The sequence below is a fragment of the Streptomyces sp. CB02056 genome, from assembly GCF_001905545.1.
Taxonomy (GTDB): domain Bacteria; phylum Actinomycetota; class Actinomycetes; order Streptomycetales; family Streptomycetaceae; genus Kitasatospora.
Genome location: NZ_LIPD01000010.1, coordinates 134,124 through 147,574, shown reverse-complemented (window position 1 = coordinate 147,574; position 13,451 = coordinate 134,124). Strand labels below are relative to the sequence as shown.

At 73.3% G+C, this 13,451-nt stretch carries 13 protein-coding genes; 3 read left to right on the top strand and 10 right to left on the bottom strand.

All coding sequences use genetic code 11. From position 1 onward, the window contains the following. Window positions 1–37: 37 nt before the first annotated feature. On the bottom strand, window positions 38–1,072 hold the full coding sequence (locus AMK13_RS27605; RefSeq protein ID WP_074004527.1) for a methyltransferase: 1,035 nt from the start codon (window positions 1,070–1,072) through the stop codon (window positions 38–40). A gap of 66 nt (window positions 1,073–1,138) precedes the next feature. Then, window positions 1,139–2,221, bottom strand: coding sequence for a right-handed parallel beta-helix repeat-containing protein (locus tag AMK13_RS27600; RefSeq protein ID WP_074004526.1), 1,083 nt, complete (start codon window positions 2,219–2,221; stop codon window positions 1,139–1,141). A 376-nt stretch (window positions 2,222–2,597) separates the two neighbouring features. On the opposite strand from AMK13_RS27600, the gene AMK13_RS27595 reads away from it, so the two are divergent. Further along, window positions 2,598–3,590: a deoxyribonuclease IV gene (locus AMK13_RS27595; protein WP_079272549.1), complete on the top strand. Its 993-nt coding sequence runs from the start codon at window positions 2,598–2,600 to the stop codon at window positions 3,588–3,590. A gap of 139 nt (window positions 3,591–3,729) precedes the next feature. Here the strand turns inward: AMK13_RS27595 and AMK13_RS27590 are convergent, their stop codons facing one another. Further along, the gene (locus AMK13_RS27590; protein WP_049652123.1) at window positions 3,730–3,945 is read right to left on the bottom strand and encodes a hypothetical protein; all 216 of its coding nucleotides are present in this window, start codon (window positions 3,943–3,945) and stop codon (window positions 3,730–3,732) included. Window positions 3,946–4,402: 457 nt separating this feature from the next. On the opposite strand from AMK13_RS27590, the gene AMK13_RS27585 reads away from it, so the two are divergent. Continuing rightward, window positions 4,403–5,818 (top strand): amino acid permease, encoded by a 1,416-nt coding sequence (locus tag AMK13_RS27585; protein WP_074004525.1) that lies wholly within the window; start codon window positions 4,403–4,405, stop codon window positions 5,816–5,818. 198 nt (window positions 5,819–6,016) lie between these two features. Beyond that, window positions 6,017–6,664: an HNH endonuclease family protein gene (locus tag AMK13_RS27580; RefSeq protein WP_049652121.1), complete on the top strand. Its 648-nt coding sequence runs from the start codon at window positions 6,017–6,019 to the stop codon at window positions 6,662–6,664. Between the two features lie 109 nt (window positions 6,665–6,773). On the opposite strand, the gene AMK13_RS27575 is transcribed toward AMK13_RS27580, so the two are convergent. From AMK13_RS27575 to AMK13_RS27545, 7 genes are read right to left on the bottom strand one after another with little or no spacing between them, the layout of a single operon-like run. After that, window positions 6,774–7,934 carry an MFS transporter gene (locus tag AMK13_RS27575; protein WP_079272524.1) on the bottom strand — a complete coding sequence of 387 codons (1,161 nt, stop codon included), beginning with the start codon at window positions 7,932–7,934 and terminating at the stop codon, window positions 6,774–6,776. A 22-nt stretch (window positions 7,935–7,956) separates the two neighbouring features. Continuing rightward, complete coding sequence (locus AMK13_RS27570; RefSeq protein ID WP_074004524.1) at window positions 7,957–8,991, bottom strand: threonine aldolase family protein; 1,035 nt, start codon at window positions 8,989–8,991, stop codon at window positions 7,957–7,959. After that, window positions 8,988–9,773 (bottom strand): thioesterase II family protein, encoded by a 786-nt coding sequence (locus AMK13_RS27565; RefSeq protein ID WP_143204645.1) that lies wholly within the window; start codon window positions 9,771–9,773, stop codon window positions 8,988–8,990. The genes AMK13_RS27570 and AMK13_RS27565 overlap by 4 nt, the downstream gene beginning before the upstream one ends. Window positions 9,774–9,798: 25 nt before the next feature. Then, window positions 9,799–11,256: an amino acid adenylation domain-containing protein gene (locus AMK13_RS27560; RefSeq protein ID WP_074004522.1), complete on the bottom strand. Its 1,458-nt coding sequence runs from the start codon at window positions 11,254–11,256 to the stop codon at window positions 9,799–9,801. Between the two features lie 5 nt (window positions 11,257–11,261). Further along, complete coding sequence (locus AMK13_RS27555; RefSeq protein ID WP_074004521.1) at window positions 11,262–12,488, bottom strand: cytochrome P450; 1,227 nt, start codon at window positions 12,486–12,488, stop codon at window positions 11,262–11,264. Beyond that, entirely contained in the window at window positions 12,485–12,778 is a 294-nt protein-coding gene (locus tag AMK13_RS27550) for an acyl carrier protein (RefSeq protein ID WP_074004520.1), read from the bottom strand. The genes AMK13_RS27555 and AMK13_RS27550 overlap by 4 nt, the downstream gene beginning before the upstream one ends. Before the next feature lie 11 nt (window positions 12,779–12,789). Continuing rightward, window positions 12,790–13,320 (bottom strand): adenine phosphoribosyltransferase, encoded by a 531-nt coding sequence (locus AMK13_RS27545; RefSeq protein WP_049652115.1) that lies wholly within the window; start codon window positions 13,318–13,320, stop codon window positions 12,790–12,792. Between the last annotated feature and the right edge of the window lie 131 nt (window positions 13,321–13,451).

The window sequence follows — 13,451 nt, the reverse complement described above, 5'->3', positions numbered from 1 at the left end:
GTCGTACGGAGGTGTGCGGGGGCGTGCAGGGGTCGGCTCAGCCGCTCACGACGGCCTCGAAGGCGTGCAGGTACGGGTTGACCGGGTTGACCGCGGTGACCACCAGTCCGGCCTCCGCCATCAGCCCGACCATGCTCTCCTCGGAGTGCTTGGCACCGCCCACGTTGAGCATCAGCATCAGGTCCATCGCGGTGGTGAAGCGCATCGAGGGGCTGTTGTCGACCAGGTTCTCCACCACCACCACGCGGGCGCCGGAGCCGGCCGCCTTCACCACGTTGGCGAGGGTGCGGCGGGTGCTGTCGTCGTCCCACTCCAGGATGTTCTTGATGATGTAGAGGTCGGCGCGGACCGGGATCTCCGTCCGGCAGTCGCCCGGGACGAGGCGGGCCCGGGCGGAGAAGGCGCCGCCGTCCTGGAGCCGGGGGTCGGCGCCGGCCACCACCTTGGGCAGGTCGAGCAGGGTGCCGTGCAGCGCCGGGTGCTTCTCCAGCAGGCTGGCCAGCACGTGGCCCTGGCCGCCGCCGATGTCCGCCACCGAGTCGATGCCGGTGAGGTCCAGGTAGTCGGCGAAGTCCTCGGCGGACTGCCGGCTGGAGGTGGTCATCGCCTTGTCGAAGACCTTCGCCGAGTCGCCCGCGTCGCTGTGCAGGTAGTCGAAGAACTCCTTGCCGAACAGGTCGGGGAAGACGTTGCGGCCGGAGCGGACCGCCTCGTCCAGCTTCGGCCAGGCCTCCCAGGTCCACGGCTCGGTGCACCAGAGGGAGATGTAGCGCAGCGAGTTGGGGGCGTCCTCGCGCAGCAGCCGGGACATCTCGGTGTGCTCGAAGCGGTCGTCGCCGCTCTGCGCGAAGAGCCCGTAGCAGGCGAGCGCGCGCAGCAGACGGCGCAGTTGGCGGGGCTCGGTGTCGAGGGCGACGGCGAGGTCGGTCACGGTGGCCGGGGTGTCGCCGAGCACGTCGGCGACGCCGAGCCGGGCGGCCGCGCGGACGGCGGCGGCGCAGGCGGCGCCGAAGACGAGCTCGCGCAGGCGCATCGCGGCCTGGGGGCTGGTATGGACGGGTGCGGTGGTCATGGCTGGGTTTCCTCGGGTCCTAGGGAGTTCCTGGTGCGGCGGCGGGCGGCGAGGGGGTACCGGGGCTCAGCAGCGGCCGGCCGGCTCGGAGCGCCCGCAGGTGTTGCGGGCGAAGGTGTTGTCGGTGCCGGAGTCGCGGTCGGCGAGGTCGGCCGGACCGTTGCCGCTCAGCTCGTTGTCGGCGATCACGGCGCGGGCGTTGGCGACGCCGACGACGCTCTTGAACAGGACGATGCCGCCGGAGAAGTCCGAGGTGCCGGTGTTGTCGCGCACCTCGTTGCCGGTCACCCGGGTGTCCTCGGTGCCGGTGAGGACGATGCCGGCTCCCTGGATGGCGCCCAGGCGCGGGTTGGCCGGGCAGAACTTGTTGTTGCCGATGACGGAGTTGTCCCGGACGTCGAGGTCCCCGGCGCGGGGCACGCCCTCGTCGCCGACCACGAAGACGCCGGCGCAGTTGCCGCTGATCCCGTTGGACTGGACGGCCAGCCCGCGCAGCCGGCGGACGGTGACGCCGACCCGGTTGCCGGTCAGCTCGTTGCCCTCGACCACGGTGCCGCCGGTGTCGGGCGAGCCGCCCTCGCGGTAGGCGTAGTTGGCGAGGAAGACGCCGGACTGGCCGTTGTCGGCCGAGCGGTTGCCGCGGATGACGGCCCGGGTGGACATCTCCTGGCTGATGCCCTGCTGGCCGTTGTCGTGGACGTAGGTGCCGCGGACGGTCAGGCGGGTGGTGCCGCTGGCGTCGATGCCGTTCTTGCGGAAGCCGGTGACGGCGAGGCTGTCGATCCTGACGTCGGACAGCGGGTCCTCCTCGGTGCCGACCACGCAGATGCCGTGCCCGGCGGTGGCGCAGGCGTTCTCGCCGCCGTCCCCGGGGGTGATCACGCTCTCGTCGCCGAAGCCGCGCAGGGTGAGGCGGGGGGTGGTGATGCGGACGCTGCCCTGGTAGGTGCCGGGGAGCAGTTGGACGGTGTCGCCGGGCCGGGCGGCGTCGACGGCCTGCTGAATCGATTCGCCGGGCTGGACGAAGTGCAGCGGGAAGCGGGGGGCGGCGTGGGCCGCGGGGGCGGCGGCCAGCGAGGTGAGGACGGTGGTCAGGGCGGTGGCGGCGGCGGTGGCCGCGGCGAGGTGGTGGACCCGTCGCGTGGGCATGAGTGGTGACCTGTTTCCTTTCGGCGCGCGCGGCGCTCGTACGGGTGCGGTGGTCTTCCGCTCGGTCCAGCGGTGGGGCTGACGCGCTGTGCGCGGGCGGTGACGGCCGGTGGATGCGGCCGTGTCGACGCTACGGGCGGCCCGGTGGGCCCGCCACCAGGGCTGGGCTGCGGGGCTGACGGGGCGTCGACCAGGGGTGGGACGGGCCCGGCGTGGCGCGGCAGCGGGTGGTCGGGCGGCGGGCCTTCCCCAGGGCCCGGGGTCACTCGATCGAGCACAGAGAGCCTTTTCCTCGGGCCGCCGGGAGCCGGGCTGCCGGACCTCCCGAACCGGCCCGCCCGACGACCGGGGCCGGGCGCGTGGCATGCTCGGGGCCATGACCACCGCACCCGTACCGCCCGTCGCCGCCCTCCGCAACCCGATCGGCGCGCACGTCCCGGTGGCCGGTCGCGGGCTGGCCGGCACCGGCCTGGCGTACGCGGGCCGGGTCGGTGCGGAGACGGTCCAGGTGTTCGTGGCCAACCCGCGCGGCTGGGCCACTCCCCCGGGCAACCCGGCGCAGGACGAGGAGTTCCGCACCGCCTGCGCCGAGCGGGGCGTCCCGGCCTGGGTGCACGCCCCGTACCTGATCAACTTCGGCTCGGACAACCCGGCCACCCGGGAGCGCTCGGCCGACTCGCTGCGGCACTCGCTGCGCCGCGGCCACGCCATCGGCGCGCTCGGCGTCGTCCTGCACACCGGCTCGGCGGTCGGCAGCGCGCCCGGCGGCGGCTCGCGCCGGGCCGAGGCGATGGCGCAGGTCCGGTCGGACGTCCGGCCGCTGCTGGAGGAGCTGGACGGGCTCGGCGACGACGCGCCCTGGCTGCTGCTGGAGCCGACGGCGGGGCAGGGCAGCTCGCTCTGCTCGCGGCTGGAGGAGCTGGCCGCGTACATGGAGGCGCTGGACCACCACCCGAAGGTGGGGGTCTGCCTGGACACCTGCCACGCCTTCGCCGCCGGGCACGACCTGGCGGAGCCGGGCGGGGTGACGGCCGCCCTGGACGCCCTGGCCGCCGCCGCGGGGCCGGGCCGGCTGCGGCTGATCCACGCCAACGACTCCGAGGACGTCGTCGGCGCCCGCAAGGACCGGCACGCCAACATCGGCGCCGGGATGATCGGCGCCGAGCCGTTCCGCGAGCTGTTCGAGCACCCGGAGACGGCCGGGGTGCCGCTGGTGGTGGAGACCCCGGACCGCAAGCACGGCGGGGACGGCACCGGGCACGCGATGGACATCGCGGTGCTGAAGGAGCTGCGGGAGCGGGCGGCGGTCCGGGGCACCGGGGCCCGCGCCGCGAAGCTGCCGGAGGCCGCAGCCGCCGGGCGGCCGTGAATCCGGGGGCCGACGCCGACGGACGGTCGTGAGCCCGGGGCCCGGGGCCGGACGCTCGTGAGTCCGGGGCCTCCCGTCGCCGGACAGCGGTGAGCCCGGAGGCCGACGGACGGCCTCCGGGCTCGGGGTGCGGAGGGGATCAGCAGCCGCAGTCGCTCTCGCCGTGCTCGGCGAAGTTGAACCAGGTGGCGTGCGGGCCGAACAGGCCGACGCCCGCGGAGCCGGACTCCAGGCTCTGCCCCTCCGACTGCGTCGGAGCGAAGCCCCCCGCCATGGCCGAGGTCGGGACCGCCACCACGGCACCGGCCACGGCGACGATCACGGCGAGCTTGCGGATCTTCCCACGAAGCGACATCTGCTGTCCTTTGGTTCGTCTCTGGTCCTCAACCCGCGCCCCCGACCGGCCGGTTCGGCCGCCCGACGGGCTGGGCGCGCCCCACCGGGGAGGCGCCGCGCCCACGTTGGCACACGAACGCACGGCTTCGGGCGCGCGCCGCAACCGGGCTGAGGCAATCGGGTGAGGCAACTCCCCCGACCGGACGAATCCGGGCGTACGTCCGTGAATCCGGTCGAACAGCCGCGAGGAGGGCGCCGGACGAGTACCCGTCCGGCCGCCCCGCGACCGCAAGTCTTGCGGTGATGGACCCGACGAACTGAACAAATCCCGTCGATTTGGTGCACAGTGCCGCCCGGTCCGAGCATGAACGGTCGCTCCATGGCGCTCCACCGCTCCACCGGGCGGGAGCAGCAGCGAGCGCGGCCGCGCAACCCGGCGGCGGCAGGAGCAGCACCACGAAAGGCGCACCACCCTCATGCAGACCAGTCCCGCCGCACCCCGGCAGGCGACCCGACCGAGCGGCCCGGAGACCCCGGGGCCGGTCGACTCCCCGCCCACCGGCACCGCACCGACCGGCCCGACGCCGCGGAAGGGCGGCCGCCGCTTCGGGCTGACGACCGCCACCGCCCTGGTGATGGGCAACATCATCGGCGGCGGCATCTTCATGATCCCGGCCGCCGTGGCCCCGTTCGGCACGGTCAGCCTGGTCGCCTTCGTGGTGCTCACCGTGGGCGCGATCGCGCTGGCGCTGGTCTTCGGGCAGCTGGCCCGCCGCAACCCGCGCACCGGCGGGCCGTACGTCTACGCCCGCGAGGCCTTCGGGGACTTCGCCGGCTTCCTGTCCGCCTGGTCGTACTGGATCACCACCTGGGTCAGCAACGCCGCGCTCGCCGTGGCCGCCGTCGGGTACCTGGACGTGCTGGTGCCGCTGCACCACTCCATCCCGCTGGAGATCACCGCCGCGCTGGCCTTCCAGTGGCTGCCGGCGCTGGCCAACCTGGCCGGCACGCGCTACGTCGGGGCGGTCCAACTCGTCTCCACCGTGCTGAAGTTCGTCCCGCTGCTGCTGGTCGCGGTGGGCGGGCTGTTCTTCTTCGACCCGAAGAACCTCGGGCCCTTCGACGCCAGCGGCCAGGGCTGGGCCGGCGGGATGTCCGCCGCCGCGGCGATCCTGCTGTTCAGCTACCTGGGCGTGGAGTCGGCGGCGATGAGCGCCGGCAAGGTCCGCGACCCGGAGCGCAACGTCGGCCGGGCCAGTGTGCTCGGGACGGCCGGTGCGGCGGTGGTCTACCTGCTCGGCACCCTCGCGGTGTTCGGCACCGTGGCGCACCAGCAGCTCGTCCACTCCGCCGCGCCGTTCTCGGACGCCGTGAACGCGATGTTCGGCGGCACCTGGGGCGGCACGGCGATCGCCGTCGCCGCGCTGGTCTCGATGACCGGCGCCCTCAACGGCTGGACCCTGCTCTCCGCCCAGGCCCCGTACGCGGCCGCCAAGGACGGCCTGTTCCCGGCCGCCTTCGGCAAGGAGCGGCGCGGGGTGCCGACCTTCGGCGTGCTGGTCAGCGTGGCGCTGGCCTCGGCGCTGACCGTGCTCAACTTCGCCAGCGGCGCGAAGGGCGCCTTCGACATGCTGGTGCTGGTCACCACCTTCACCGCGACGGTGCCGTACCTGCTCTCCACCGCCGCCCAGCTGTACTGGCTGGTGCGCGGGGCCGGCGAGAAGGTCGACGGCGGGCGGCTGGTGCGCGACGCCGTCCTCGGCCTGGGCGCCTTCGCCTTCTCGATCTGGCTGCTCGCCGGGGCCGGCTACGCCGCCGTCTACCAGGGCGTCCTGTTCCTGTTCGCGGGCATCCTGGTCTACGTCTGGATGGCGGGCCGGCGCCGCGACTGAACTCCCGGCGGCAGTCGGAGAAGCCGGCACATCCCCTGAAATCCTCGTGAACCTCCGTGGCGCGCGCCGGACTTGTCCGGTGCACGTCCGATGTGCACGAGGATTTCACTTCCCGGGTCTACCCGCGTAGGTCATCGAATCGCCACACTGGCGCACGCAATTCAGCAGTTCATCCGATCTGATGATGGAGCGTCCGCCATGGCCCCCAGCGCACCCGCACGCCGGTTCCTGTCCTGCATACCGGTGGCCGCCGTCCTCGCCGCCGTGACCGTCGTCACGGCCGGCACCCCCGCCCAGGCCGCCCTGCCGACCCCGATCTCCGCGGCCACCGCCCGCACGTACCTCGCCGCGATGCCCGCCACCGCGGAGACCCACGGCGACACCTACGACCGCACGCTGTTCCCGACCTGGATCACCGTCAGCGGCACCTGCGACACCCGCGAGTGGGTCGTCAAGCGGGACGGCAGCAACGTCGCCACCGACACCTCCTGCAAGGCCACCAGCGGCAACTGGTCCTCGCCGTACGACGGCGCGACCACCACCAACGCCTCCTCCTTCGACGTCGACCACCTGGTGCCGCTCTCCGAGGCCTGGGCCTCCGGCGCCTGGGCCTGGACCACCCCCCAGCGCCAGGCCTTCGCCAACGACGTCACCCGCCCCCAGCTGCTGCTGGTCTCCGCGAGCAGCAACCGCTCCAAGGGCGACCGCGACCCGGCCGAGTGGCTCCCCCAGGCCTCCTACCGCTGCACCTACGCCCGCGCCTGGGTGCAGGTGAAGCAGTACTACGGCCTGAGCGTGGACAGCGCCGAGAAGAACGCGCTCACCGGCATCCTCGCCAACTGCTGAACCCCGCGGCCCCCGCGGCCCGGCGCTCACCCCGCGCCGGGCCGCGGTGCCGTACGCGCCCCGCCCGGGTACGCCGGTACAGCGGCGCGGCGGCAGCCGGACGGCGCGCTCACGCGACCCGCTCGGGAACCTCCGCCCCGTCCCGCAGCAGCCTGACCTGCCACCGGACCAGCAGGAAGCAGGGCAGGCAGACCGCGGCCATCGCCAGGAACGCCCAGTGCGGGGAGGCCGCATAGAGCGGGCCGGTGACGGCGGTGACGGCGGCGACACCGAGGCCGATGGCCAACCCGGCGTAGAGCGCCTGGGCGTCCGACCAGAGGTCCTCGGGGACGTGGCCCTGCACGCAGCGCGCGTGCGCGACGTGGGTCAGCGCGAAGGTGCCCGCGTGGAGCGTCTGGGTGAGCACGACGCACACCAGCGGCATCGGCACCGCGAGCAGGCCCCAGCGCAGCACCGAGAGCACCGCGGCGGCGGCGAAGAGGACCGGGACCGGGTAGCGGCCGAGCATCGGCCCCGCGTACTTGAACAGGAGCAGCTCGCACCCCACGGCCAGCGCCAGCATGAGGCTGACGTTGATGCTCGACACGCCGAGCCGGCCGAAGTACTCGACGCCGAAGGCGTAGTAGGCCGCGTGCGCGCCCTGGAGCAGCACGGAACTGCCCAGGCCGAGCGCGTAGACGCGGTTGCGCAGCAGCCGGCCGCGGCCGCCGCCGGCCACGGTCGCCACCGTCGGGAACCCGACGGGGTGCGCCAGGTCCGCCAGCGCGAGCAGCAGGCACCCGACGACGAAGACCCCCACCAGCGCGCCGCTGCCGACCGTCCGCCCGACCACGCCGGACACGCCCAGGCCGAAGAGGAACCCCGCCGAACCGAAGTAGCGGACGCTCCCGTAGTCGACCTGCCCGTTCGCCGCGCCGATGGTCGCGAGGGTCTCGCTCAACGGCATCAGCAGCGGGTAGCTGACGCCGACGAGCACCGACACCACCATCATGGAAGCGAACTGAGGATGCGTCAGGTAGAGCGGGCTGAGCGCCGTCGCCGTCCAGGCGAGCAGCTGCGACAGTCTCCGGAGCGGGACCGTCCGGCAGAGCACCGGGAAGACGACGGCGATGGAGACCGAGCGCGACAGCAGACCGGCGGTGATGACCGCGGTGACCTCCGTCGGTCCGAAACCGGAAGCGAGCAGCCAGACCCCCCAGTAGGAGAGGTACGAGCTCCAGGTCAGGAAGAACAGGAAGAACCTGGCCGACAGCCACACTCGGAACGACATCTCAAGCTGCTCCTACACGTGCTCAGTTGCCCGTGGCCAGTTGGGCGACAGCCTCGGCGACCGTCAGTGCCGCCCGCTCGCACTGCTGCTTGTCGACGTCCAAGTGGGCCACCAGGCGGACCGTTTGCGGTCCCATCACCGAGACCCTAACGCCGGACGCCGCGCAGAGCTCCTGCACCCCTGCCGCGTCGGGCACTTCCACGAACACCAGGTTGGTCTGCGGCTCCCGGACGTCCAGTCCGCCGTCGCGCAGCAGACCGGCGATCAGGGCCGCGTTCGCGTGGTCCTCGGCCATCCGCCCGATGTTGTGCTCGAAGGCGTGGATGGCGGCGGCGGCCAGGATCCCGGTCTGCCGCATGGAGCCGCCCATCCGGTGCCGCATGACCCGGGCCTCCTCCACGCGGTCGGCGTCCAGGAGCAGCACGGTGCCGGCGGGCGCGCCGAGCCCCTTGGAGAAGCAGAGGGACAGCGTGTCGAAACAGGCTCCGTAGGCCTCGAAGGGGACGCCGCTGGCGACGTGGGCGTTCCAGATCCGGGCGCCGTCGCAGTGCACCGTGACCCCGGCCTCGCGGGTGACCCGCCGGATCTCCTCCAGCGCGGCCAGCGGGTACACCACGCCGCCCGCGGCGTTGTGGGTGTTCTCCACCGCCACCGCCCGGGTCCCGCTGCCGTAGGCGGTGGCGGGACGGATCATCCGGGCGAGCACCTCCGGGTCGATCAGGCCGTCCTCGGAGACCGTCGTCCGGGTCAGGATCCCGCCGTGCCAGGCGACTCCGCCGTCCTCGTAGAGCAGGAAGTGCGCGCCGGCGTCGGCCAGCAGCTCCTGCCCGGGCGGCACCAGCAGCCGGAGCGCGAGCTGGTTGGCCATGACCCCGCTGGGCAGGAACAGCGCGCCGGTGAACCCGAAGGCGTCGGCGAGCATCCGTTCCAGCCGGATCACCGTGGGGTCGTCGCCGAGGGTGTCGTCACCGACCTCGGCGGCGGCCATGGCGGCTCGCATGGCCGCGCTGGGCCTGGTGACGGTGTCGCTCCGCAGGTCGATGGTCTGGCTGGTCACGGCGCTCCCTTGGGGTCGGGTGCCGGGCGGACGGCCGGGGCCCCGGTGAGGGCGCCGAGGCTGTCCGTCAGGCAGTCGAAGAAGAGGTCCGGGTGGTCCCGGAAGTAGAAGTGGCCGCCCGGAAGGATCCGGACGTCGGACGGGCCGGTGGTGTGCCGGCCCCACTCGCGCAGCCTGCTCTCGTCCTCCCAGTCGTCGGTGGCGCCGAGCGCGAGGACGGGGCAGCTCAACGGGGCGGTCGGGACGTGCCGGTAGGTCGCGACGACGGTCAGGTCCGCGTGCAGGTTGGCCAGGTACAGCTCGCGCATCCGCGGGTCGTTCCCGAGTTCCGGCGGCAGCGGCCCGTACCGCTCCTCGACCCGGGGGACGAAGTCGACGCCGTCGAGGAGGTGGAGCGGCAGTCCGGGGCGGTGCAGGTGCGGGGGGCCGTTCACGGACACGATGAGCCGCTCCGGCTCCGGGCGTCCGAGCGCCCGCAGCGCGACGGCCGTCTCGTAGGCGACGATCGCGCCGAGGCTGTGCCCGAGGAAGGCGTACGGGCCGGAGAACTCGGCCTGTTCCGTCAACGCGCCGACCAGCTCCCGCAGGTCGGTCATGGCCGGCTCGCGCATCCTGCTCCCGCGGCCCGGGAGTTGGACCCCCCACACCTCGACCTCGACGGGGAGCCGGTCCGCCCAGCGCAGGTACTCGCCGGGCGAACCGCCGCTGTGCGGGAAGCAGTAGAGGCGCAGGGCGGCGTCGGGGCGACGCTGACGGCACATCAGCCAACGGGGTGCTGCCACGGTCGTCCCCACCTCCTTCCGTCGGTCAGTTCTTCTGCAGCAGCGTGTCGTGGGCCAGCTCGTCGATCGCGCCGTGGTCGACCTTGCCGTTGGGCAGCACGGGCAGCCGGGGCAGCGCCACGATGCGGCTCGGTACGGCGACGGCCGGCAGGCGTTCGATGAGGTGCGCCCGGAGGCTGCGCCGGTCGACCTCCCCGGTGGTCGGGCTGACGAAGCCGACCACCTTCTTCCGCCCCTGGACGGTGCAGACGCCGACCGCGGCCGCCGCCACGTCCCGGTGGGTGCGCAGCGCCTGTTCGATCTCGGAGCGGTCGACGCGCATCCCGCCGAGTTTGAGCTGGTGGTCGGCCCGGCCGTGGAAGCGCAGCTCGGCCCCGGTGGTGACGGACACGATGTCCCCCGTGCGGTAGAGCTCGCGGGCCGGCTCGGCGAGGCCCGGTCCGCCGATGTGGAGCTCCCCGGGCTCCCCGGGCGGCACGGCGGCGCCGTCGGCGGAGCGGACGTAGAGGCTGGTCCCGGGGACGGCGCCGCCGATCGGCACGTCCGGGAGGTCCGCGTCCGCCGGGGTGCACTCGTGGACCGCGCTCCACACCGTGCACTCCGTCGGGCCGTACTCGTTGTAGAGCCGGGTGCGCGGGAGCGCGTCGAAGTGCTGCCGGACCAGGTCGGGCGGGCAGGCCTCCCCGGCGACGACCACCGTGGAGAGCGTGCCGGCCCGCTCGGCGAGGCCGCCGCGCAGGGCGATGTCGTAGAGCGACGGGAGCATGAGCAGGTGCGACGCCCGGTGGTCCCGCGCGGCCCGGCCGACCGCCAGCAGGTCCGCCGGGCGGTCGCTCGGGATGACCAGTCGGCCGCCGCAGGCCAGGGTCCAGTAGATGCCGGCGACCGAGCTGTCGAAGGAGATCGACGAGCAGAGCAGGAAGGTGGAGACCGGCGTCGGGTAGTACGCGAGCCGGGCCGCGGTCGAGGCCGCCAGCGCGGCGGCGGAGATCGTGACGCCCTTCGGCCGGCCGGTCGACCCGCTGGTGAAGCAGGTGTACGCCAGGGTGCCGCGGACGGTCCCGCCCCGGGGGCCGTCGGTGTCGGCCGGCACCGTGCGGAGGCCGTCGAGCCGGACGTCCAGCCCGGGCTCCGACACCGCGAACCGCGCGCCGCTGGCCTCCGCGATGTAGCGCTGCCTGGCGACCGGGAACCCCGCGTCCACGGGGACGTACCGCGCTCCGGCCCGCAGCACCCCGAGCATGGCGACGACCGCCCAGCGGGACAGCCGCGCGTGCACGACGACCGGGCTGTCCGGCTCCACCCCGGCGGCCCGCAGCGCGGTGGCCACCACGGCGGACCGCTCGTCCAGCTCGGCGTGGTCGAGCGATCCCCCGGCGTCCACGACCGCCGCGCCCCGGCCCCGGAACGGTTCGACCAGGTCGAGGATGTGCGGCGGGGCGTCGAGCGGCACGACCGGCAGGTCCGGTACCCAGTGGGTCATCCGCCTCAGCCCTTCACGGTGGCCCTGCGGGGCACGCCCGCGACGGGCACCCGCTTGAAGCCGGCCAGGAACGTCGAGTGCATCCGCTCGATCCCGCCGACCACCTCGATCGAGGAGAACGTCGCGAACAGCTCGGTGAACAGCAGGCGCAGGGCCAGCCGGGCGAGGTGCGAGCCGACGCAGTAGTGGTGGCCGACCCCGAAGGCGAGGTGCCGGTTGGGGCGGCGCCGGATGTCGAACACGTCGGGGTCGGGGAAGACCTCGGCGTCCCGGTTGGCCGAGGCGAGGTAGGCGACCACGGCGTCGCCCTCGGCGATCCGCACGCCGGAGAGTTCGACCGGCTGGAGCGCGTAACGCATGAAGTTGCTGGCCGGCGTGGCCCAGCGCAGGGCCTCCTCGATGCCGGAGTCCAGCAGCTCCGGGTGCGAGGCCCAGTCCTCGTACCGCGGGCTGCCGGCCAGTTCGACGATCGCGGCGATCGGGACGTGCGGCAGCGTTCCGGCCGAACCCAGCAGCATGCTGTAGCAGTTGGAGATCACCGAGCCGGTCGAGATGGGCTCGCCGTCCACCTCGGTCTCGGCCAGCACGCTGATCAGGTCGTCGCCGGGATCCCGCAGCCGGGCCCGGACCAGGTCCGAGAAGTAGGCGAAGATCTCCCGGTGGCCGCGCTTGAGGGTCGGCTCCACGCCGCCCGGCAGCTGGAACTCCGGGTCCTCCTCCGCCGTCGACATCATGGCCAGGCGGATGAGGCGCTCGTGGTCCTCGGCGGGCAGCCCGAGGATGGGGCTGAGGGCGACCAGGGGCAGCCGGGCCATCGCGACCGCGAAGTCGAAGGGCTGTCCGTCGGCTCCGGGGGCGAGCAGGTCACGGATACCGGCCTGGATCCGGTCGGAGAACGAGGCGAGCGGCTTGACGGCGAGGGCCTGCTTGAGCGGGATCCGCGCCCGGTCGTGGTGCGGCGGGTCGGTCGCCGCCAGCTGCTTCCCGGCCGCCGGGTCGCCTCGGCCGAGCAGGTTGAGCAGGGTGCCCCGCTCGGAGGTGAAGGCGGAGTAGTCGTGCAGCACCCGCTCGACGTCGGCGTACCGGGTGACGACCCAGTAGCCGCCGCCACGGCCGGAGTTCGGCTGCCAGTGGACCGGGTCGTGTTCGCGGAGGCGGCGCCAGACCTCGTGCGGTTCGCCCTGGGAGTAGAGCGCGGGGTCGGTGAGGTCTCCCGCCGTGCCGGTGCTCACTGCCGGCCTCCCGGGTACGCCTCGGCCGTCCCGGGCCGGGCCGCCGCCACCGCCTCTTCGATCACCTGGGTCAACTCCGCGATGGTGGGCGACAGGAAGAGGGTCGTGGCCGACACCTCCACCCCGAATTCCCGGTCGATGTCCCCCTGCAGTTCCGCGGCGGTCAGCGAGTCGCCGCCGAGTTCGAAGAAGTCCTCGTCCAGGCCGATCGACGAGATCTCCAGCCGGGCGGCCCATAATTGTGTGAGGCGTTCCTGGACCGACGTCTGCCGTGCTGTTTCCACTGCCACGAGCAACTCCCTTACGCGTCGAAGGAATAGACCGAGAAGAGAGGCACGCTCACGCGCGACCTTCCCTTCAGGAACGACTTCTCGATCAAGCACGTGATTCCGACCACCGTGGCGCCCAGCTCCTCGAGCATTTCCACGGCGGCCGCCACCGAGTTCCCGGTCGCGACGATGTCGTCATGGATGAGGACCCGGGCACCGGGCGGCACCAGGTCCTTGCGAATCTCGATCCGGTCGGTCGAGTATTCGCCGGAGAACGTCCGCCCCACCGTCTCGCCCGGCAGCTTCCCCTCTTTGCGAATGGCCAGGAAGCCGCAGCCCAGGCGGTCCGCCAGGGCCCCACCGAGGATGAAGCCGCGCGCGTCTATGCCGGCGACGTAGTCCGGGGCGAGTGGAGTCGACCACTCCGTGAGGCCGTCGATCGCCGCACCGAAGGACTCCCGGCTGGCCAGGACGGGCATGACGTCGCGAAACGCCACGCCGGCCCGGAAGTCCTTGAACACTGGAACCGTTGATTCGCCGTCCCGCTGATGACCGGTCTTCATGAGTCCTCCTTGCTGCCGTACGGCAGTGAAAGGTCCCGGCGAGCGCTCGAGCCCGTGAGCCTGTGAGCACGTGAGCACGTGAGCACGCGGGTACGTGAGCACGTGAGCACGCGGGCACGCGGGCACGCCAG

What these genes read in the sequence shown, in the direction of transcription:
- AMK13_RS27590 (WP_049652123.1), bottom strand. Translation starts at nt 3,945, where the DNA reads ATGTCGCTTCGTGGGAAGATCCGCAAGCTCGCCGTGATCGTCGCCGTG.
- AMK13_RS27545 (WP_049652115.1), bottom strand. Translation starts at nt 13,320, where the DNA reads ATGAAGACCGGTCATCAGCGGGACGGCGAATCAACGGTTCCAGTGTTC.
- AMK13_RS27600 (WP_074004526.1), bottom strand. Translation starts at nt 2,221, where the DNA reads ATGCCCACGCGACGGGTCCACCACCTCGCCGCGGCCACCGCCGCCGCC.
- AMK13_RS27585 (WP_074004525.1), top strand. Translation starts at nt 4,403, where the DNA reads ATGCAGACCAGTCCCGCCGCACCCCGGCAGGCGACCCGACCGAGCGGC.
- AMK13_RS27560 (WP_074004522.1), bottom strand. Translation starts at nt 11,256, where the DNA reads ATGACCCACTGGGTACCGGACCTGCCGGTCGTGCCGCTCGACGCCCCG.
- AMK13_RS27580 (WP_049652121.1), top strand. Translation starts at nt 6,017, where the DNA reads ATGGCCCCCAGCGCACCCGCACGCCGGTTCCTGTCCTGCATACCGGTG.
- AMK13_RS27595 (WP_079272549.1), top strand. Translation starts at nt 2,598, where the DNA reads ATGACCACCGCACCCGTACCGCCCGTCGCCGCCCTCCGCAACCCGATC.
- AMK13_RS27575 (WP_079272524.1), bottom strand. Translation starts at nt 7,934, where the DNA reads ATGTCGTTCCGAGTGTGGCTGTCGGCCAGGTTCTTCCTGTTCTTCCTG.
- AMK13_RS27605 (WP_074004527.1), bottom strand. Translation starts at nt 1,072, where the DNA reads ATGACCACCGCACCCGTCCATACCAGCCCCCAGGCCGCGATGCGCCTG.